This is a genomic window from Rhizobium sp. BK112 (assembly GCF_014193215.1).
In the GTDB taxonomy this organism is placed as follows: Bacteria; Pseudomonadota; Alphaproteobacteria; order Rhizobiales; family Rhizobiaceae; genus Rhizobium; species Rhizobium anhuiense.
Genome location: NZ_JACHYZ010000017.1, coordinates 86,130 through 104,809 on the forward strand (window position 1 = coordinate 86,130; position 18,680 = coordinate 104,809).

At 60.8% G+C, this 18,680-nt stretch carries 19 protein-coding genes and 2 pseudogenes; 9 read left to right on the plus strand and 12 right to left on the minus strand.

Going from position 1 to position 18,680, the window contains the following annotated elements:
- Positions 1 to 10: 10 nt before the first annotated feature.
- Positions 11 to 709, plus strand: a pseudogene (locus FHT75_RS31530) (IS5 family transposase); the annotation flags it as partial.
- Positions 710 to 927: pseudogene (locus tag FHT75_RS31535) on the plus strand (ATP-binding protein); the annotation flags it as partial. It lies immediately after the preceding pseudogene.
- Between the two features lie 189 nt (positions 928 to 1,116).
- Here FHT75_RS31535 and FHT75_RS31540 read toward each other — a convergent pair.
- Both FHT75_RS31540 and FHT75_RS31550 read right to left on the minus strand, forming a co-directional pair.
- Positions 1,117 to 3,366 (minus strand): M10 family metallopeptidase C-terminal domain-containing protein, encoded by a 2,250-nt coding sequence (locus tag FHT75_RS31540; protein WP_097623420.1) that lies wholly within the window; start codon positions 3,364 to 3,366, stop codon positions 1,117 to 1,119.
- Between the two features lie 702 nt (positions 3,367 to 4,068).
- Positions 4,069 to 4,527, minus strand: a complete 459-nt coding sequence (locus FHT75_RS31550) for a GNAT family N-acetyltransferase (RefSeq protein WP_183845445.1) — start codon at positions 4,525 to 4,527, stop codon at positions 4,069 to 4,071.
- Between the two features lie 128 nt (positions 4,528 to 4,655).
- On the opposite strand from FHT75_RS31550, the gene FHT75_RS31555 reads away from it, so the two are divergent.
- Complete coding sequence (locus tag FHT75_RS31555; protein ID WP_047615269.1) at positions 4,656 to 5,066, plus strand: hypothetical protein; 411 nt, start codon at positions 4,656 to 4,658, stop codon at positions 5,064 to 5,066.
- Between the two features lie 98 nt (positions 5,067 to 5,164).
- Here the strand turns inward: FHT75_RS31555 and FHT75_RS31560 are convergent, their stop codons facing one another.
- The 3 genes from FHT75_RS31560 to FHT75_RS31570 all read right to left on the minus strand — a co-directional run bounded on the left by FHT75_RS31560 (position 5,165) and on the right by FHT75_RS31570 (position 7,608).
- Positions 5,165 to 6,307, minus strand: coding sequence for a DUF2336 domain-containing protein (locus FHT75_RS31560; protein ID WP_183845444.1), 1,143 nt, complete (start codon positions 6,305 to 6,307; stop codon positions 5,165 to 5,167).
- Positions 6,308 to 6,406: 99 nt separating this feature from the next.
- Positions 6,407 to 7,024, minus strand: coding sequence for a flavin reductase family protein (locus FHT75_RS31565; protein WP_063473942.1), 618 nt, complete (start codon positions 7,022 to 7,024; stop codon positions 6,407 to 6,409).
- Entirely contained in the window at positions 7,024 to 7,608 is a 585-nt protein-coding gene (locus FHT75_RS31570; protein ID WP_183845443.1) for a nitroreductase, read from the minus strand. The genes FHT75_RS31565 and FHT75_RS31570 overlap by 1 nt, the downstream gene beginning before the upstream one ends.
- A 113-nt stretch (positions 7,609 to 7,721) precedes the next feature.
- Here FHT75_RS31570 and FHT75_RS31575 point away from each other — a divergent pair, with 113 nt between their 5' ends.
- Positions 7,722 to 8,819 carry a hypothetical protein gene (locus tag FHT75_RS31575; protein ID WP_063473940.1) on the plus strand — a complete coding sequence of 366 codons (1,098 nt, stop codon included), beginning with the start codon at positions 7,722 to 7,724 and terminating at the stop codon, positions 8,817 to 8,819.
- A 142-nt stretch (positions 8,820 to 8,961) separates the two neighbouring features.
- On the opposite strand, the gene thrS is transcribed toward FHT75_RS31575, so the two are convergent.
- From thrS to FHT75_RS31600, 5 genes are all read right to left on the minus strand, one after another.
- Positions 8,962 to 10,968 (minus strand): threonine--tRNA ligase, encoded by a 2,007-nt coding sequence (gene thrS / locus FHT75_RS31580; RefSeq protein ID WP_183845442.1) that lies wholly within the window; start codon positions 10,966 to 10,968, stop codon positions 8,962 to 8,964.
- A 121-nt stretch (positions 10,969 to 11,089) separates the two neighbouring features.
- On the minus strand, positions 11,090 to 11,617 hold the full coding sequence (locus FHT75_RS31585) for a DUF1697 domain-containing protein (protein WP_047615277.1): 528 nt from the start codon (positions 11,615 to 11,617) through the stop codon (positions 11,090 to 11,092).
- On the minus strand, positions 11,614 to 12,033 hold the full coding sequence (locus FHT75_RS31590) for a DUF2267 domain-containing protein (protein WP_097631249.1): 420 nt from the start codon (positions 12,031 to 12,033) through the stop codon (positions 11,614 to 11,616). The genes FHT75_RS31585 and FHT75_RS31590 overlap by 4 nt, the downstream gene beginning before the upstream one ends.
- 5 nt (positions 12,034 to 12,038) lie before the next feature.
- Positions 12,039 to 12,443, minus strand: a complete 405-nt coding sequence (gene yidD / locus FHT75_RS31595; RefSeq protein ID WP_097631240.1) for a membrane protein insertion efficiency factor YidD — start codon at positions 12,441 to 12,443, stop codon at positions 12,039 to 12,041.
- Between the two features lie 5 nt (positions 12,444 to 12,448).
- Positions 12,449 to 12,895 (minus strand): iron-sulfur cluster assembly scaffold protein, encoded by a 447-nt coding sequence (locus FHT75_RS31600; protein ID WP_097631241.1) that lies wholly within the window; start codon positions 12,893 to 12,895, stop codon positions 12,449 to 12,451.
- 309 nt (positions 12,896 to 13,204) lie between these two features.
- On the opposite strand from FHT75_RS31600, the gene folE reads away from it, so the two are divergent.
- The 3 genes from folE (at position 13,205) to FHT75_RS31615 (ending at position 15,377) form a co-directional block, all read left to right on the plus strand.
- The gene (gene folE, locus FHT75_RS31605) at positions 13,205 to 13,819 is read left to right on the plus strand and encodes a GTP cyclohydrolase I FolE (RefSeq protein ID WP_183845441.1); all 615 of its coding nucleotides are present in this window, start codon (positions 13,205 to 13,207) and stop codon (positions 13,817 to 13,819) included.
- Positions 13,820 to 13,844: 25 nt separating this feature from the next.
- On the plus strand, positions 13,845 to 14,297 hold the full coding sequence (gene hisI / locus FHT75_RS31610) for a phosphoribosyl-AMP cyclohydrolase (protein ID WP_097544332.1): 453 nt from the start codon (positions 13,845 to 13,847) through the stop codon (positions 14,295 to 14,297).
- Between the two features lie 117 nt (positions 14,298 to 14,414).
- Complete coding sequence (locus tag FHT75_RS31615) at positions 14,415 to 15,377, plus strand: patatin-like phospholipase family protein (RefSeq protein WP_047615287.1); 963 nt, start codon at positions 14,415 to 14,417, stop codon at positions 15,375 to 15,377.
- Positions 15,378 to 15,444: 67 nt separating this feature from the next.
- Here FHT75_RS31615 and FHT75_RS31620 read toward each other — a convergent pair whose 3' ends face one another.
- Positions 15,445 to 15,879, minus strand: coding sequence for a CBS domain-containing protein (locus FHT75_RS31620; RefSeq protein ID WP_183845440.1), 435 nt, complete (start codon positions 15,877 to 15,879; stop codon positions 15,445 to 15,447).
- Between the two features lie 91 nt (positions 15,880 to 15,970).
- Complete coding sequence (locus FHT75_RS31625; RefSeq protein ID WP_097623416.1) at positions 15,971 to 16,762, minus strand: rhomboid family intramembrane serine protease; 792 nt, start codon at positions 16,760 to 16,762, stop codon at positions 15,971 to 15,973.
- Between the two features lie 263 nt (positions 16,763 to 17,025).
- On the opposite strand from FHT75_RS31625, the gene FHT75_RS31630 reads away from it, so the two are divergent.
- Together FHT75_RS31630 and FHT75_RS31635 are read left to right on the plus strand one after the other, a co-directional pair.
- The gene (locus FHT75_RS31630; RefSeq protein ID WP_176707337.1) at positions 17,026 to 17,673 is read left to right on the plus strand and encodes a PAS domain-containing protein; all 648 of its coding nucleotides are present in this window, start codon (positions 17,026 to 17,028) and stop codon (positions 17,671 to 17,673) included.
- A gap of 123 nt (positions 17,674 to 17,796) precedes the next feature.
- Positions 17,797 to 18,408, plus strand: coding sequence for a PilZ domain-containing protein (locus FHT75_RS31635; RefSeq protein WP_047615292.1), 612 nt, complete (start codon positions 17,797 to 17,799; stop codon positions 18,406 to 18,408).
- Positions 18,409 to 18,680 lie beyond the last annotated feature (272 nt).

Consider the following 18,680-nt stretch of genomic DNA (forward strand, 5'->3'; position numbering starts at 1 on the left):
TTCATGTGTGATGCATAGGTCTGATTTGGAGACTTCAGATGGCCAAGCGACGGCATCTCAATGGCGTCGTATCTGCGATCTTTTGCCGGGCAAGCCCAGAGATCCTAGCCGAATCGGGCCGATAACCTTTTGTTTGTGAGCGCGGTTTTGTGAGTGTTGCGGTCTGGAGCCCATTGGCATGACCTGCCTGAGCGCTACGGCAAGTACAAGACAGTCCACAAGCGCTTCACCCGGTGGGCCAAGGCGGGCGTCTGGGAGACGGCGTTCGATCATCTCGTCCAGGATCCCGACAACGACTATGTCGCCCTCGATTCTTCGCTGGTGCGCGCCGCCACCGGAAAGGATGGCAGCCAAAAAGGGGACCAGGCTTTGGGACGCTCCCGAGGAGGACTGACCACCAAGTCCACATGGCCACCGATGGCAGAGGGCTGCCCCTCAGGATCATCCTCACTCCCGGCCAGCGCGCCGATGTCACCCAGGCCTCAGCCTTGCTCGAAGGACTCCAAGCTGGCCGCGTTCTCGCCGATAAAGCCTATGATTCTAATGCATTGCGCCAAGTCATCAGCAATCTGGATGCCGAAGCTGTCATCCCATGCAATCCGACGCGTAAGCATTCCATCCCATACGACTTCGACGCGTCGCAACCCGATACGACAAGCTGCTCGTCAACTTCATGAGGTTCGTCAAGCTCGCCGCAATCGCAATATGGCCCGGTGCGGAATTAATGTTCGAACTGATCTCGCAACACCGCGCACGGCTGCCACGTTGATCACCAGCAACCTTCCGTTCGACGAATGGACCGAGACCTTGGGATCTGAGCGCCTGATCGACGCTCTGCTGGACCGCATCACCCACCAAGTCAACATCCGCGAGATGAACGGCGACAGCTATCGCCTCGCGCAAAGCCGCGCCCGAAAGGACGGCTGACACCCGTCGAAAAATCGCAGCGCGCGGATGGGAACCCCGCTCGGGCTACGCCCTCCCGGTGGACTCATCCGCGCGCCGAGTAACCGACTTTTGCGCGTCGCGTGGCTGGTTATTACTCTGCCATCGACATATTTTCAGATCGCTAGCGCGATTGTTGTGGCGATCGAACGACCGCCACAACGGATATCGTTACAGGAGAAAATCGCCTGCCCCCAGCTGGACGTGGCCATGCAGCTGAACCTGGAAGTCCTGAACACCGTCGCCGTTCAGGTCGCCCTGGACAACGGTAGCATCAGCTTTGTCTTCATAGTGCCAAGTGAGCGCGCCGGCCTTGTGGTCGAATGAGGCACCCTCCTGCGCCAGGAAATGGAAGGCTCCATTGCCCTGTGCAGAGCCATTCGCATCGATCGCAAGGAGATCGATCTTATCGACGCCGTGCTGGAAGTCGGTGATGACGTCGCGGGTCGAGCCGGACCCGGCTTCCGCCGCTGTTTTGAAGACAAACGTATCCGAGCTGATACCGCCGGTCATGATGTCCTTTCCGGCACCCCCGATGAGGACGTCCGTGCCGGCGCCGCCGCTGAGCTTGTCCGCGCCGGCCCCGCCATCGAGAACGTTGCTGCCGCTATTGCCGGTCAGCACGTCGTTGTAGCTGGAGCCAGTCAAGTTTTCGATGCTGACGAACTTGTCACCGGTGGCATACCCACCCGATGCGGCCCCAGTCGCCAAGTTGACGTTGACCCCGCCAGAACCCGCATAGCCGGCCGTGTCGTTGTCGGCACCACCATTGAGGACGTCCCCGCCGGCGCCGCCGCTGAGCTTGTCCGCGCCAGCCCCGCCATTGAGAATGTTGCTGCCGCCATTGCCGCCAGTCAGCACGTCGTTGTAGCTGGAGCCAGTCAAGTTTTCGATGCTGGCGATCTTGTCACCGGTGGCTTGCCCGCCCGATGCGGCCTTAGTCGCCAGGTTGACGTTGACCGCGCCGGAGCCTGCATAGCTGGCCGTGTCGGTGCCACTACCACCGTCGAGCACGTCCGCGCCGGCGCCGCCCTTCAACACGTCACTACCGCCGAGACCCTTGAAGGTTTCGTTGCCGCCGTTGGACTGACCGGTGTGTGGCAGGATGTCGTTGCCGTTGGTGCCGACGAATTCCTTTGTCGTCGGCGTAGTTGGCGTGGTTGGCGTGGTCGGGTTCGTCGGTGTAGTTGGCGTCGTCGGATTCGTCGGCGTGGTTGGCGTTCCCGGTGCCGCGCTGGAGCCCGATTCGTAGGCACCCATATCGACAGTTCCAACGACGCGAGCGTGGCCGTCCAGATCGACCGAGCCGACCCCGTACTTGTTGGTTCCGCCGTCGATCGCCGACGAGCCGGAGCCGAGGTGGAAGTCGCCGCTCGCTGCCCCCAGGAATTTCGGGTCGACGCCGAGCTTATTGCCGTTCGCCGTGCTCGGCATCGCGTTGCCGCCGTCAGTCCTGACCGAGGACTGGCCGGCCGTCCCATTGTAGGTGATGTTGTTGGCCCAGACGGTGTTGGCGTTGGTGTAGCCGCCGTACGACGTGTTATCGACCGCAGTGTTGTTCTTGTTCACCGATGGGTCCGCTACGGCGATGTTGTTGACCCAGGTGTTGTTGCTCGACTGCGCGTTGCTGAGTTCGCCGCGCCAGGTGCCGTCGTTCAGCGGGTCCTGATTGTTGTGGTATGCGGTGTTGTTTTGCACCGTGACGGAGTCGCTCCAGGCAACCTGGATGCCTTTGCCGCCGTTCTCGTAGACCAGGTTGTTGTCGACCAGGGTCTTAAACGTGTAGTTCGGATGACCGCTCGCCTGCGTGCTCTGGAAATCGTCGATGATGATGCCGTTGCCATCGGTGTGTGCACCCGACTTCGTGACGTTGTCGTGCGAGATGTTGTTCTGCACGATATTCCGGTAGCCGGTCGTCGAGGTATCGCCGGTGATGTTCCGGTTCTCGTAGATCGAGATGCCCGAGTACCAGCCCGACGACGCGTTATTGTAGGTCTCGTTCCCTACGATCTTGACGAAGTCAGAATAGTTGAACTGAATGCCCGACTCCCCGCTGTCGTGGACCTTGTTGTTGAGAATTGAGACGTGATGGACGTTGTTCGCTTCGATGCCGTCGCCGTTGCCGCCCTTGATGTCGAAGCCGTCGATTGTCACGTAGTTGGCGTTGACGCTGATCCCGGTGTACGAGCCCGAGGGCGGACGGATCAGTGCTGCGCCAGGCACTTCCGAGCGCAGCGTGATGTCGCCAGCCGCCGAGCCGTCCTTGTCGATGTTGATGCTCTCGTTGTAGGTCCCCGGCTTCACCACGACCTCGTCGCCGGGTTTAAGGTTTGCAGCCATTGCCTCGCTGATCGTGCGAAAAGGAGACGAGGCACTGCCGTTACCGCCGCTGCCGGTCGTCGCTACGTAGTATGTCGTCATGTTCTTGTTCCTCAACCTTAGCGTTGTCTTTGCCGGTTACTATTTTTAGTTAATCAGGCGTTACGGCGGGAGGTTATAGGGCGACGTTTTGGAGGGCGCAACAGCAACGCGACAGTAAGTGCTTGAGAAGTATAGCCATATTGCTGCCACATTATCTAAATCGATCCGAAGTTACGGTTTGAAATATTTGGTGAATTTCGAGTCGCCCAAAATGTGGCAAAATATATGTCTCGCGTACCGCGAATTATTCTTTCTGCAACTATAGCGAAATGCGTCCATTGAAAACATTAGAAAAAGCTAGTGGGCGTGACTGGATTCCTGCCGTCGAAGGCGGAATCGAAATTTTTTTCTGAATTTAGCTATTTTGGGCAGCTTTTCCCCAAAGATTGGTACTAATCGAGATGAAAATGGGGGCTGCAGTGGCAGATTCGACCAAACCGATTGCGCAAGTGAGCGACCAGATTCGGCCGCGAATTTGCTCCCGCACACATCGCTCATACCCCCTCCAAAAATGCTCGATTGTCCGTTCGGGAACCGCGCTTGCCTTTGGTTCGACCCGGCACAAAGCCGCTGATACGCTCCCATCGATCATCTCGAAGTGCGTCGCAATCCATCACCGACCTGCAAAAGTCGGTGTGGAATCTGATTTGCTCCAGCCTGGGAATCCCTGACTGTTAAATCGTCACCCGCCCTAGCGGGCGATCATCCCAGCCGCTTTTCCATGAACAGGCTGAGCGGATCCGGCAGGTAAGCGCCGAAATGCTCGATCTCCCGATATCCGTATTTGCGGTAGAGGCTGATCGCCTCGGGCTGGTAGATGCCGGTTTCGAGCCGGATCGCCTTCAGCTGCATTTCCCCGGCGATCGCTTCCAGCGCATTCATCAGTCCGCTGGCGATCCTCAGCCCCCTCGCCTCTGGATCGACGAACATGCGCTTGATCTCAGCCGTGCCGTCGCCGGCCTCGACCAGCGCGCAGCAGCCGACGATCACATCGTCGCTGCGTGCGACGAGGAAGCTCACCGAAGGTTTCTCCAGCAACGAGAGGTCGACCAGATGGTTGCTCTCAGGGGGATAGAGCGATTGCGCATAGGCATCGGAAAGATCGAGAAGCCGGATGACACCTGCCTGACGCGGCGGCTCCAGGGCGATGGTGACGGACATGCTGACTCCCTGCTGGCACTGGGACACAATTTTTGCCGACATGACAAAGAGTTAATCCCGCTGCCTTCATTCGGTTGGAATTGCGCCGTCTAAGACGATGACATGCTCAATAGTCAAGGAAGCAGAATATGCAAGCGGTGCTGATCGCGATGACCATTCTCGGCTGCGATGATTCCATCAGCCAGTGCAATTATCTCGCGACGGTCGATAAACGCTGGGAAACTGTTGCCGCCTGCGATGCCGAAGCCGAGCGCCGGCTGAAGACCTATGTGAATGTCAATTATCCCTCGGTAATCGCGGTGTGCGAGGCCCCGAAGACCGTTGCCGCCGCCGAGCCGCCGAAACCGGCGCCCGCTCCGCCGGCTGTTGTTGAAGCGACAGAACAGCGTCCGCAGGGACTGCTTGGTTTTGCCGATAATATTGCCCAGCAGGTGCGCGACCATCTGCCTTCCGGCAAGAGCGTCAAGGACACGCTCACCAAGCCGGTGCATTTTGTCTCCACCAGCTATTCCTGGGTGGTGACACGGCTCGCCGATTAGAGCATGTCGCGCAAAACTGTGCAGCGGTTTTGCGCCAAAAGACGGGCGGAAACAAAGACCTGAAGTCCGGCAAGCTAATTTGAAGATCGCGACGCGCTTTAGGCCGCAGCGAGCGCCGCATAAACACGGGCGGATTGTCGCTGTTCGGTGACGTGGAGTTTTTCCACCATGTCCAGCAGCTCACCGATCGCGCCATGCGCGTCGTGATGGCGGAACTTTTCCAGAAGACGGCCGCAGACATTGCCGAGCACGCTGCCCGGCGCTTTTCTGGCGGCGTCGCGCCACAGCATCGTCGCCTCGACGAAGATGACACTAATATCTCTCGGCAGGCCGGCGGACTCGTAGAGCGCGCGCACCGCATGCATGCGCCCGGTTGCCAGGATCGAGCGCACCCGGCGCTCGCTGCAGCCTGTGAGATCGACGATCGCGCCGGCGAAGAAGTCGACCTTTCCGGCGCAGAGCGCATGCATCAGGAAGGATGGCGTCAGCCGGCCGTTGAGTCGCAGATGCTGGACGAGATCGGGTATTTCGCGCGGCACGATATCGCCGGCGATCGAAACGATGGCAGCCTCGGTCGCCTCGCGGCTGATGCGCTGGAGCCGCTGCAGGCCGATAGCCGCCTGCGCCAGCGGTAGCCCGACCAGCGCATTGCTGACATGTTGGGTCAGCAGTTGGCGGGCATCGGCCGGAAGATCGCTGCGGTCGAGAAGCAGGTTGCGGATATCGCAGCAGTCGCCGAGCCGTTCGGCGATGCGTTTCAACGAAAGGCTGGAGATCACCGCGCCGTCATTCTCGAGCAGGCACAGCAGTTCTTCCTCGTCACCAACCTCGGCAAGCGCGGCGGAAACCGGGCGCGTCACATGCGCTCTGGCGGCGATCAGCATGCGGGTGGCGCCATTGCCGCGGGCGGCGAGATCGACGAGATCGGCATCGTTCAAAAGCGGCGAACAGGTCACTGCGTGGCAGGCGACTTCGGGCTGGTCCTCGGCAAGAGAAAGGATCAGGCTGCGCGGCGCATCGGGCGACCAGGCGATCGCCTCGGCCAGCGCCAGCCGCACGCGCGGCGACGAATCGTCGAGCAGAAAGGTCATCGCCATCTCAGCCGCCGCCCGCTCATCCGCAGACATCTCGGACTGCAGATAGGCTCGCCCGAGCGCGTTTGCGGCCCGGGCCCGGTCACCCGTCTTGGCCGTTTCGATCCAACGAAGGAAAGCTTCTACGATCACGCGACGCCCCAGCACTTGAACGCGATTCCTTCGCGCTCCATTCAATGCTGCGACGGTAGCGGCAAAAGGTTTAAGATTGGTTCACCATGTTTCTTAAGCCTTTACATGCCTTGATTAGCCACCAATCGGCGGCAATTGCGGCCGGACCATCTCGAAAACATCGCTGCCCTCGCTGTAATCCATATAGCCCATGCGGGCGACAGGGCGGGCGATCGACATGTCGAGGCGGCCGTCCCTGACGATCGCCTCGTCGATGCGGATGCCGACCACTTCGCCGAAGACGAGGACGTTTTCGGACGGTTCACCCGACAGCGTCTTCGGCTCGATGATCTCGGTAACCCTGCATTCGAGCACCGCGAAGGCCTCGCCGACATAGGGCGCATCGATCAGTTCGGCCTGCTTCGGCGTCAGACCGGCGAAGTCGAATTCACTGTTGCCGTAGGGCAGTGCCGCCGAGGAGAGGTTCATCTTCTCGGCAAGATCGCGGCTGACGAAATTGCAGGTGAAGACGCCGGTCTCGGCGGCATTGCGCTGGCTGTGTTTACGCCCGGCGGAAGAAAACATCACCAGCTTCGGCCGGTCGGCAACGGCATTGAAGAAGGAATAGGGCGCGAGATTGATCGAACCGTCCCTGCCCTTGCTGCCGATCCAGCCGATCGGACGCGGCGACACGATCGCCTTGAACGGATCATGCGCGAGCCCGTGCCGGTTCCCGTCGGTGGCGTAGAACATCAGTCTTCTCCACCGACCCAGGTTACGGTATCGGCAAGCTCCGGCCGCGGCCGCTCGATGGCTGGAAATGTGGTCGAGCCGATATGGATGAAGCCCGCCACCTTTTCATCCGGACCGACGCCGAGCAGCGGATAAGCGCGCTGGTCATAGGCGAACCACTCCGTCAGCCAATTGGCGACATAACCACTGGCATTGGCGGCGAGGATGACGTTGAGGCAAAGCGCACCGGCCGACATCAACTGCTCCCATTCCGGGATCTTGATATGCGGCCCCGCCTTGCTGACGACGGCGACGACCACGGGCGCGCGGGTGAAACGGGTGCGCTCGACCTGGATCATCTCTTCGGAAAGGTCGGGCTTTGCCTTGAGCGCCAAGGTCAGAAGCTCCTCACCGAGACGGGCGCGCTGCTCTCCGAGATAGACGATGAAGCGCCAGGGCGCGATCTTGCCATGATCGGGAACCCGCGAGGCAAGCCGCAGGATCTCCTCGATTTCGGCCTTCTCAGGGCCTGGTTCACACATCTGGAAAGCGGGGATGGAGCGGCGCACGGCGAGGTAATCAATCAGCTTGATATCGGATTTCATGCGGGAGAAACTCTCATTTTAATGCTGCTGCGAAGGGTGGGTCTTGAATTTGCCATCGCGTTGGTCTTGAAGTGGCCTTTGCGATTTCAGAAGTCAATCGGTTCACGAAACAGATGTTTGGCATTTCGCCTTTTGCACGCATCGGCCTTGCCATTGCCCTGATGATACTGACGCCCTTGGGCGCCGGCGCTCAGGATGCCTTCAAGGAATTCAAACAGCTTGAATCGACGCCGAAGATGCCGAAGCTCGATGCTTTCATCGCGCCTGGCAATGCGCCTGAAGGGGTCAAACTGCGTGACGTCCCGATGGAGGCCAAGCTGACGGCGGACGGCACGCCGGTGGAGGAAGGCCTCTCCTGGTACGTCTTCAGCCCGATCGCCGGAGCCGACGGCAAACTGCCGCTGATCGCCAGCGCCAAGGGCGGACCCGCCGCCTTTCAGCTCGCCCCCGGCGATTATTTCGTCAACGTTTCCTTTGGCCGCGCCGGCGTCACCAAGAAGCTGACCGTTCCGGCTGAAGGCGATGTCGACAAGCAGGTGATGGTGCTCGATGCCGGCGGCCTGCTGCTCAATGCCGTCTCCGGCACCGATGCCCGCATCCGCCCCGACCAGTTGAGCTTCTCGATCTATTCCTCGGAAGTGCGCGACGATGGCGAGCGTGGCCTCGTCGTTGCCGATGTCTCGCCGAATACCATCGTCCGCCTCAATGCCGGCACTTATCACATCGTTTCCGAGTACGGCAACGTCAACGCCGTGATCCGCGCCGACATCCAGGTGGAGGCCGGCAAGCTGACCGAGGCGACGATCCAGCATCGCGCCGCGCAGGTCACCTTCAAGCTTGTCTCCGATGCCGGCGGTGAGGCAATCGCCGATACGGCCTGGTCGATCCTGACGGCCGCCGGCGACAGCGTCGGCGAAAGCGTCAGCGCCTTCCCGACCATGGTTCTCGCCGAAGGTGGCTATTCCGCCGTCGCCCGCAACAAGGACAAGATCTACCAGCGCGATTTCACCGTCGTCGCCGGCAGGAATACCGATGTCGAGGTTCTGATGAAGGACCAGCAGCCGCAGCCGCCGGCGAGCGCGGCTCGCACAGTGCAACAGGTGCCGGTTGGCACACCGCCACCGCCGGGCGTCCAGCCGGCTCCGGTCGCTCCGCTGCCCTCCTACGAGCAACTCGCGCCACAAGGCGGCGACGACACCAGCCTCGATTGATTTAACCTCGATCGGCTTGGCCCAACCGAGACCTTTGGGCAAGGCCGCGCTTCGGCGGGCAGCGTCATCGACAGAGTGCGGCTTTATATCAGATTTCCGACAGCGCCGGGCCAGGGCCCGGCGCTGTCGTAACTCGCTATTTTCAGGCCGCCTTGGCTTTCCGTGCTTCGGCCTTGCGACGAATGTCGGGCGGCGTTGCCTCAAGAGTAAGGCTCTCGACAGCGGCATCGAGCCCCATCGAAACCTGATCCTGGCTGCCGAGGCGGCGGATGTTGACCGTGCGCTCCTCGGCCTCCTTCCTGCCGCAGACGATGATGACAGGGACCTTGGTGACCGAATGCTCGCGGATCTTGTAATTGATCTTCTCGTTGCGGAAATCGGTCTCGACGTTGAGACCGGCATCGCGCAACGCCTCGGCCACTTCGAGGCCATAGGCATCGGCTTCCGAAGTGATCGTTGCCACCACCACCTGCAGCGGCGATACCCAGAGCGGCAGATGGCCGGCGAAGTTCTCGATCAGGATGCCGAGGAAGCGTTCCATCGAGCCGCAGATGGCGCGATGGATCATCACCGGCTGCGTCTTTTCGGAATTGCTGTCGATGTAGAAGGCCCCGAAGCGTTCCGGCAGGTTGAAATCGACCTGTGTCGTGCCGCACTGCCATTCACGGCCAATCGCGTCCTTCAGCGTATATTCGAACTTCGGCCCATAGAAAGCGCCCTCGCCCGGCAGGATGCCGGTCTTGATGCGACCTTCGGACTGAGCCTCGATCGTCTTCAGCACATCGGTCATGACGGCTTCCGCACGATCCCAGAGCGCGTCGGAGCCGACACGCTTTTCCGGACGGGTAGAAAGCTTGACGACAATTTCCTTGAAACCGAAGTCTTCATAGACCGACAGGATCAGGTCGTTGATCTTAAGGCATTCGGCAGCCATCTGCTCGTCGGTGCAGAAGATGTGCGCGTCGTCCTGCGTAAAGCCACGCACGCGCATCAGCCCATGCAGCGCGCCCGAAGGCTCGTAGCGGTGCACCAGGCCGAATTCGGCGAGACGGATCGGCAATTCGCGATAGGACTTCAAGCCATGCTTGAAGATCTGCACATGGCCGGGGCAGTTCATCGGCTTTAGCGCAAAGACGCGGTTATCCGCCTCCTTGTCTTCGGGATGCGTCATTGCATGCGCCGATTTCACAGCGAACATGTTTTCCTGATACCAGCCCCAGTGCCCCGAGGTTTCCCAGAGCGCTGTGTCGAGCACCTGTGGTGCGTTGACTTCTTCATAATCGACGGCAAGCCGGCGACGCATATAGGAGACCAGCGACTGGAAAATGCGCCAGCCCTTGCCGTGCCAGAATACGACACCCGGGCCTTCCTCCTGGAAATGGAACAGGTCCATTTCCCGGCCGAGCTTGCGGTGGTCGCGCTTTTCGGCTTCGGCAAGCATATGCAGGTAGTTGTCGAGTTCCGACTGCTCGGCGAAAGCCGTGCCGTAGATGCGGCTCAGCATCGGATTGTTGCTGTCGCCGCGCCAATAGGCGCCGGCCACCTTCAAGAGCTTGAAGGCGTTGCCAATCTGGCCGGTCGAGGCCATATGCGGGCCACGGCAGAGGTCGAACCAGTCGCCCTGGTAATAGATCTTGAGATCCTGTCCTGCCGGAATCGCGTCGACGAGCTCGACCTTGTACTGCTCGCCCTTGTCGGCGAAGACCTGTTTGGCCTTCTCGCGCGACCAGACCTGCTTGGTGAAGGCGGCGTTGCGGGCGATGATCTCCTTCATCTTCTTTTCGATCTTCGGCAGATCGTCGGGCGTGAAGGGCTCGTTCTTGGCGAAGTCGTAATAGAAGCCGTTTTCGATGACCGGGCCGATCGTCACCTGGGTGCCGGGCCAGAGCTCCTGCACCGCTTCGGCCATGACGTGCGCCGCGTCGTGGCGGATGAGCTCCAGCGCGCGGTCGTCGTTGCGGGTGATGATCTCGATCCTGCCCGTCGTGACGGAATCGGAAAGGTCGCGCACGGTACCGTCGATTGCGATGGCGACCGCCTTCTTGGCGAGCGATTTGGAAATGGATTCAGCGACATCCCGGCCGGTTGCGCCAGCATCGAAGCTGCGCACGGAACCATCGGGAAATGTCAGGGAAATAGCTTGGGACATCGAAATTCTCCTTGTCCAGTCCCGCCAACGAATGCGGGTGGTTGCAACGGCAGCGCCTCCGTCCTCGGATACGCTGCCGCCTGATACTCAGATTTCCTACGTGAGTAAAGAAGAAGCCGGCCTAGATGATCATTTCAGTCAGGCCGCACACCGTGTTCCAGTTGCGCATCGTACCGACGCCGAGCCGCTTGGTCGTCAGCGCCGAAAGCAGCTTGGATTGGCTCGGCTTGCCGGCGAAATCGATCCAGAGATCGCCGCCGACGACGGCGATGCGTTGTCCCTCGGTCAGCAGCGGTTTCAGCGCTTCCACCTTCTTCGGGTCGACCGGCAGGCGCATTACCCGAACGATGACCTGGTCACCATTACCGTCTTTGAAAGGATTGGTGCTGCAAAGCGCCATCCAGGTGCAGTCGCTGCGCACGATGATATCAACATGCTTGCCGAACTTTTCTTCAAAACCCTCTTCGAGGGCGACTTCAAGTTCGTGCGGCCGCATATCGTCGGCCTCGAAGACGAGATTGCCAGTGGAAACCAGCGTGCGCGGCTCGCGATAGCCGAGCTCTTCGGCAAGTGCGCGCAAATCCTGCATGATAACGCGGCGATCTGGCGTCAGGACAATGCTGTGCAGGAGGGCGATGAAGGTGCTCATGGCCGCCAGAACTCCTCTGCGCCGTCGGGCAATGTCTTCAGCACTCTGTCGAATGCGGCGACTTCGACATGTTTTCGCACAGCCATTGCCACGTCTCGGATGGCAGTGTCGGGGGCAAAATTATGGTCACCGCGCAGTGACTGCGCCTCGCGCGTCATCGCGGCACGATCATCAAAGGACCGTTTGGCGTCATGCGGGTTCCAGTCGGAGACGAAGATTGCGCGCAGCACCGGCGGCAGCACATCGGCGAACCGCAGTGCGTCTGCGACATCGAGGCGGCAGCGGAATGTCTGAAAGACCCCTTGGGTCATCGTGTAGACCACATTGCGGCTGTCGATCAGCGCATCGGCTCTCACATCATCGAGATAGCTGTCGAAATCCTCCGATGCACGCCTGTATTCACCGGGCATCGTCATGGCGCTCACCCTCTCTTGCGTCCGAGAGCGAGATAACGCCAGGGGGTCCACCAGCGGAAGCGGTCGCCGAGCCTCTCCGGCACCTGGTCTAGGCCGCTGGTGCCGCCCGGGCCGCAGCGGCCGACGCGAAACAGCGTCATCCAGCCGCCAGCCCACAGGCCATGGCGGGCGATCGACTCATAGCCATATTCGGAGCAGGTCGGGATGTGGCGACAGGAATTGCCGACAAAGCCGGAAAGCGTCAGCTGATAGAGGCGGATAAGCCCCATGCCGAGCAAGCGGTCGGGGGTCTTGCGGAACGGGCCGGTATAGTTGCGGGAGGAGCCTGCGGCCTTTTCACGCGACTTGCCTGATCCGGCGGCACCGCCGTCGTCCTCATCATCAGCCTGCCGGACGCAGAACTCGCACATGTCAGCTACGCCTCGACAACTTCCGCCCGTTTCGCCTCGATCTGCCCGATCGCATCGACAACGGCATCGAAGGTCAGCATCGTCGAAGCATGGCGAGCCTTGTAGTCACGCACCGGCAGAAGATAACGCATGTCTTCGAACCGTCCCTGCGGCCCCGCTCCATCGGCCTTCAGCATGGCAAGCATGTCCAGGCGTGCCTGGCGCAGTTCGCCCGATGTCGCGCCGACCACGTGGCGGGCCATGATCGAGGACGAGGCCTGGCCGAGTGCGCAGGCCTTTACGTCATGGGCAAAACCGCTCACGGTATCGCCATCCATCTTCAGCCAGATCCGCACCTTCGAGCCGCAGAGCTTGGAATGGGCCTGGGCGGTCGCATCGGCATCCGCCAACGTGCCGGTCAACGGAATATTGCCTGCGAATTCGAGAATCTTGCTGTTGTAGATGTCATCCATGCTGGATTTCCGCTCCAAAATCGCTGCGGATCGGCCTCTTTGCGGGTGTTATTGTTATTGAAACAAAAAACACACCGTGTCGTCCGAGGATACTTACATATAATGGCCGTCTTCCTATATGTATGTCGTTCGAAGGCCATGAAAATGCAATGGCCTCTTGTAAGTTTGATTGGGAAACCGTGCCGGACGGGCGTTGAATCTGCCCCGAAAGCCCCGGAGCCTGCCAAAGGTGCATGAATTCCCGCATGGGATTGACCAGTGGCGATTCCGACAGATGGGCCCGCGGTGCGGGCCAGGAGACCATTGTTCATGGACGCCATCGTAAAGAACTTTCCGCAGACGAACCGGGACTCCGATCGCCCTTCCCAGCAGGAGGCCGAGGAAGCCGTTCGCGTTCTGCTGCGCTGGGCCGGTGACGACCCGACGCGCGAAGGCCTGCTCGAAACGCCGGCCCGCGTCGTCAAGTCGTATCGCGAGCTTTTTTCCGGTTACGACATGGCGGCGGAAGACGTGCTCGGCCGTACCTTCGAGGAGGTCGCCGGTTTCGATGACATGGTCCTCGTCAAGGACATTCCCTTCTTCTCGCACTGCGAACACCACATGGTGCCGATCATTGGCAAGGCCCATGTCGCCTATATGCCGGACGGGCGTGTGCTCGGTCTGTCGAAGATTGCCCGTGTCGTCGAAATCTATGGCCGCCGCCTGCAGACGCAGGAAACGATGACCGCGCAGATCGCCAGGGCCATCGACGATACGCTGAATCCGCGCGGTGTTGCCGTGATGATCGAGGCCGAACATATGTGCATGGCGATGCGCGGCGTTCAGAAGCAGGGCTCGACCACGTTGACGACCACGTTTACGGGAACGTTCAAGACCGAGCCGGCCGATCAGGCCCGTTTCATGACCATGGTGCGGAGCCGCTGATACCGGCTCCCTCAGGAGGGCCGCGATGAGTCAACTGATCTTCAATCAACCATCCGGGGACAAGTCGGCGTTGGAAGACGCCGGCGATTTCACGCCGCGTTTCGACGACCGCGGCCTGATCACCGCGATCGTCACCGACGCCAGGGACGGCGAACTGCTGATGGTGGCGCATATGAATGCCCACGCGCTGGCTCTGACCATCCAGAGCGGCACGGCCCATTATTTCAGCCGTTCGCGCGGCAAGATCTGGAAGAAGGGCGAGACCTCGGGCAATCTGCAGACGGTGAAGGAAATACGCACCGATTGCGATCAGGACGCCATCTGGCTGAAGGTCGAGGTCGCCGGCCACGACGCCACCTGTCACACCGGCCGCCGCTCCTGCTTCTACCGCACGATCACGCTTCGAGACGGAAAGCCGATGCTGGATATCGTCGACGACGAGATTCATTTCGATCCACACGATGTCTACGGAAAATAGCCCGAATTTCTCCGGCATTTGCTCCTTATTGCGCCAGAAACCGCTTCTATATACCATTTGGAAACTGATCGGGCACACTATCGGAAACCAAGTGTTCTGCTGGGAGGGGAGAGCGCCATGCTGAGCTGGAGTCTGCATCGTCAAAGCTCTGAAGGCGAAGGTCCTGGTTCCGGAATGTCCACGACGCTGGAGACGATCCCGCCTCCCGCGCCTGTCAAGAAAATCAAGATCGCCTTGGCGCTCGGCGGCGGCGCGGCCCGCGGCTGGGCCCATATCGGCGTGCTGCGCGCGCTCGACGAGGCAAAGGTCGAAATCGGTATGATTGCCGGCACCTCGATCGGCGCGCTGGTTGGCGGCTGCTATCTCGCCGGCAAACTCGATGAACTCGAAAGTTTCGCGCGCTCGCTGACCATGCGCCGGATTGCAAGTCTCCTCGATCTCACCATCGGCGGCAGCGGCCTTTTCGGCGGCATGCGGCTGACCAAGCGCATGCAGGAACATCTCGAAGGCCTGAACGTCGAGGATCTCGATCGGCCCTTCGTCGCGGTCGCGGCCGAGGTCAATACCGGCCATGAGGTCTGGATTGCCAATGGGTCGCTGATTACAGCGCTGCGCGCCTCCTATGCCCTGCCCGGCATCTTCGAGCCGGTGCGCAGCAATCACCGCACGCTGGTCGACGGGGCGCTGGTCAATCCCGTCCCCGTCTCCGTCTGCCGTGCCTACGAGCAGCCGCTCGTCGTCGCCGTCAATCTCAACTACGACCTGTACGGCCGCTCGGCCGTCGTCCGGCACAATGCCAGCCTCTCGCCGCAGGAAGTGCAGAAGCAGGAAGAGGCGCCCTATGCGCGCCTCGGCATGACCGGCGTCATGGTGCAGGCCTTCAACATCATCCAGGATAGGATCGCCCGCGCCCGTCTCGCCGGCGACCCGCCGGATATTTCGCTGCAGCCGCGCCTCAGCTATATCGGCCTTTCCGAATTCCACCGGGCCGGTGAGGCGATCGAACGCGGCTACGAGGAAGCCAGAGCCCGGCTCCCCGAGATCAAGCGCATGCAGGAAGTCTACGCTAGCCAGCCCTGATGCATGCCGTCCGAAAGCGTGTGGCGTTTGGAACGGCGACATCAATCAGGCACGGCCGGCAAAAACCTCAGCCGGCGATATAGGCCTTGATTTCCTCGGCCTCACGCTCGACTTCGGCGATGCGCGATTTCACCACGTCGCCGATAGAGATGATGCCGGCAAGCTTGCCGCTGCTTTCCACCGGCACGTGACGGAAACGGCGGCTGGTCATCAGCTCCATCAGCTCGTTGACGGTCGTCTCTTCATGGCAGCGGTAGACCTTTGCGGTCATGACCTGGGCGAGCGAGTGATCGAGGCCTTCCTTGCCGTGCTTGGCGATCGCATGCACGAGATCGCGCTCGGTGAACATGCCCGAAATCCGGTTTTCCATGCCGACGACGACGATCGCGCCGATCTTCTTCTTGCTGAGGATGGCCGCCGCCTCGGCGACGGTGGTGTTCGGCCCGGCAGTGACGACGTCCCTGCCCTTCAGGTCGAGGATTGCTTTGACTGAACTGGTCATTCGAACCTCCTATGTCCGTGAAACACTTGTCACAGGCATCCGCGGCGGTTTCTCCCCCCAGCGCGGATAAGGCAATCGTGCACTGCCCGGCTCAGGATTGCAACACATCCTTCTCGGTGCCCGCAGGTTCCATCACAGGCGGGCGCGGCGCCCGGTCGAACAGCGAAAACAGGAAGAAGCCGAAGACGAAGCCGCCAATATGCGCGTCCCAGGCAATCGCCTGATCGCTGTCGCCGACGAGCGGGATTCCGACGGCGATCAGGGCGTTGCCGACAAGCCAGAGCAGCATGAAGATGATGACGGTGCGGCTCTTCAGCGCCTCGAAGATGGAAAGCCGGGCATTGAGATGTGCCGGCAGCATCGGCCGTCGTTCGGCTGGAAAGGCGAATCGGCAGGCAGCGCCCATCAGCCCGGAGATTACCCCTGACGCGCCGATCAAAAGCGACACGTCGCCCCAGTTCAGGACCGCGTGCAGGGCAGCGGATGCGACGGAGGAAAAGAGCCAGAAGAGTACGAAACGCAGCGTCCCGATACGGCGCACCACCGGCGCGCCGAAGGCCATCAGCCAGAACGCGTTGAAGACGATATGCTGAACGCTGCCGTGCAGCAGCGAATAGGTGACTGGCGTCCAGAACAGCTCCGGCCCCTGCTGCGACAGCGGAATCACATAGCGGGCGGGAACGAAGCCGAAGGTGAAGAACAGCCAGTTCAGCGCATCGTCGGAGAGCAAGAGCTCCTGCACCGCGTAGATGGCGGCCAGCAGGCAAAGGCTGAAGAACAGTGCCGGCGGAAGGTTGAAGACCGGTTCGCGCGCTGGCCGTGCCGGCGGCTGGACCTTGGAAGGTTCGGGCGCCTCGTTCGGCTCGGCCGTCTGCTCATTCATCTGCGTATCGCCTCGTTGAGGCCACAGCCATACAGGAGCGACTGTCAAAAAAAAAGCCGTCCGAAGTGCCGGACGGCGTGTCGGGAGTTCGAGGAAAAGACCTCGGCCCGGGCAGGTTGTGCTGAACTTCGAAAGTCGAAGCGATGCGGGACAGTGGCACGACTGGCGCAGCACCTCAACCGAAACCCTTTCTTAACCTTAACCGCCGCGGTTTGGCATGAAATCCGCAAGGTAGAGCCTGTAGGGGCAATGAGTGCCCGAAAATGATCCGGAATGGGACAGGTTGGTGTGAAATGCGTGTGCAAACGACCATCGAAATTTTTGACTACTGGAACCGTATCCGCGGCACTGCCGATGCGCCGCTGAAATCAGAGGTCGAACCCTCCGCCGTCCCGCATCTGCTGCAAAGTCTCTTCATCCTGGAGGCGCGCGAGGGCGGAGATATTGGTTTCCGGCTCGCCGGCACCCGCATCTGCGATCTCTTTGGCCATGATCTGCGCGGCGAACGTTTTTCATCGCTCTGGGCCCATGGCCAGCACGCCGATATCGAACGCACGGCGATGGGCGTCATGGACCATGCCATGCCCGCCCTGTTCAATGCCACCGGCTACAGCACCGTCGGCCATCAGGCCTCCTTCGAGATTATCATGATGCCGCTGCGCTCACCGAACGGCGCCTGTGATCGGTTGCTCGGCGCCATTGCCCCGACTGCGGCTGCGAGCTGGCTGGAGATCGTACCGCTCGAATTCCTGGCGCTCGACCGCAGCCGTCTGCTGCCCGGAAAGTTCGGCAAGGCAGCACCCGTCGAACTGCGCCCCATCAACGAGATTGTCGCCGGCAGAAGCGCCCGTTTCGGACAGGTCATGCGCCGCATGGTGTCGCAGCTGCTGATGAGTGCGGAGGCGCGCTGAGGGTTTCGTTTCGGGACATCGGGCATACTCGTTTTCGGCTATGTCGGGACGAGACGGAACAACCTTCTGTTAATGGATTGCGGGTAATGATCGGACTCTCAGATTTGATGAAGAAGCCCTTTGATGCACTCGTTCCAGCCAGCTCAGACGCAACGACCTGCGCCGCGCCCTGAACAGGGCGTTTTTCAGCGTGTGCCCATCAACATGCAGGGTCGGCTGATGCTTGCGAACTACGAGGAGTTCGAATGCATGGTGATCGACATGTCGCCCGGCGACATGTATGTCACCTGCTCCGGGCGGCCGCGCGCCAACGAACGCGTCGTCGCGTATATCGATCATCTCGGACGCGTCGAAGGTTATGTCCAGACGCTCGATGGCCGCGGCTTCACCATGTCGATCAACGCCACCGACCGGAAGCGCGAGAAGCTCGCGGCCCAGCTCACCTGGCTCGCCAACAAACATGAACTCGGCCTGCCGGAAGATCGCCGCCACGACCGCCTGACGCCGCGCGACACGAAGACCGAGCTGACGCTCGAAGACGGCACGCGTTATTCCTGCCGCATCATGGACCTTTCGCTGTCGGGTGCTGCCGTCGACGTCGAGATGCGTCCCTCGATCGGGACGGCGGTGCGCCTCGGCAACATGCGTGGCCGCGTTGTGCGTCATTTCGTCGAAGGCGTGGCGATCGAATTCCTGTCGATCCAGTCCCGCGAGACGCTGCGCGAATTCCTGTAACAATGGCTGAAAATGAGGCTGCCCTGCCGAGGGTTCTGTGGCGGGTGCAATTCTTGACGGGCTTCCATCGAACGCGATTGCCGGATCCGGTGCGCACCCGGTCAGGTCGTGTTGAAAAGCCTTCACTTCATGGCAAGAGCTTTGCAAGTGGCAACAAATCCGGCTTTGGAAGGCAAGCGCCTATTCCTGTCGCAAGTCGTTCCATCCAGTCGGTAGATAATATTATGAGTGGAACAAGCGGCGACACCGATCGGCGCCCGATGAGGTCGCCC

Excerpts from the sequence above, each read along its gene's own strand:
- FHT75_RS31540 (WP_097623420.1), bottom strand. The coding sequence starts at position 3,366 with ATGACGACATACTACGTAGCGACGACCGGCAGCGGCGGTAACGGCAGT.
- FHT75_RS31550 (WP_183845445.1), bottom strand. The coding sequence starts at position 4,527 with ATGTCCGTCACCATCGCCCTGGAGCCGCCGCGTCAGGCAGGTGTCATC.
- FHT75_RS31555 (WP_047615269.1), top strand. The coding sequence starts at position 4,656 with ATGCAAGCGGTGCTGATCGCGATGACCATTCTCGGCTGCGATGATTCC.
- FHT75_RS31565 (WP_063473942.1), bottom strand. The coding sequence starts at position 7,024 with ATGTTCTACGCCACCGACGGGAACCGGCACGGGCTCGCGCATGATCCG.
- FHT75_RS31570 (WP_183845443.1), bottom strand. The coding sequence starts at position 7,608 with ATGAAATCCGATATCAAGCTGATTGATTACCTCGCCGTGCGCCGCTCC.
- FHT75_RS31575 (WP_063473940.1), top strand. The coding sequence starts at position 7,722 with ATGTTTGGCATTTCGCCTTTTGCACGCATCGGCCTTGCCATTGCCCTG.
- thrS (WP_183845442.1), bottom strand. The coding sequence starts at position 10,968 with ATGTCCCAAGCTATTTCCCTGACATTTCCCGATGGTTCCGTGCGCAGC.
- FHT75_RS31585 (WP_047615277.1), bottom strand. The coding sequence starts at position 11,617 with ATGAGCACCTTCATCGCCCTCCTGCACAGCATTGTCCTGACGCCAGAT.
- FHT75_RS31590 (WP_097631249.1), bottom strand. The coding sequence starts at position 12,033 with ATGACGATGCCCGGTGAATACAGGCGTGCATCGGAGGATTTCGACAGC.
- yidD (WP_097631240.1), bottom strand. The coding sequence starts at position 12,443 with ATGTGCGAGTTCTGCGTCCGGCAGGCTGATGATGAGGACGACGGCGGT.
- FHT75_RS31600 (WP_097631241.1), bottom strand. The coding sequence starts at position 12,895 with ATGGATGACATCTACAACAGCAAGATTCTCGAATTCGCAGGCAATATT.
- folE (WP_183845441.1), top strand. The coding sequence starts at position 13,205 with ATGGACGCCATCGTAAAGAACTTTCCGCAGACGAACCGGGACTCCGAT.
- hisI (WP_097544332.1), top strand. The coding sequence starts at position 13,845 with ATGAGTCAACTGATCTTCAATCAACCATCCGGGGACAAGTCGGCGTTG.
- FHT75_RS31615 (WP_047615287.1), top strand. The coding sequence starts at position 14,415 with ATGCTGAGCTGGAGTCTGCATCGTCAAAGCTCTGAAGGCGAAGGTCCT.
- FHT75_RS31620 (WP_183845440.1), bottom strand. The coding sequence starts at position 15,879 with ATGACCAGTTCAGTCAAAGCAATCCTCGACCTGAAGGGCAGGGACGTC.
- FHT75_RS31625 (WP_097623416.1), bottom strand. The coding sequence starts at position 16,762 with ATGAATGAGCAGACGGCCGAGCCGAACGAGGCGCCCGAACCTTCCAAG.
- FHT75_RS31630 (WP_176707337.1), top strand. The coding sequence starts at position 17,026 with ATGATCCGGAATGGGACAGGTTGGTGTGAAATGCGTGTGCAAACGACC.
- FHT75_RS31635 (WP_047615292.1), top strand. The coding sequence starts at position 17,797 with ATGCACTCGTTCCAGCCAGCTCAGACGCAACGACCTGCGCCGCGCCCT.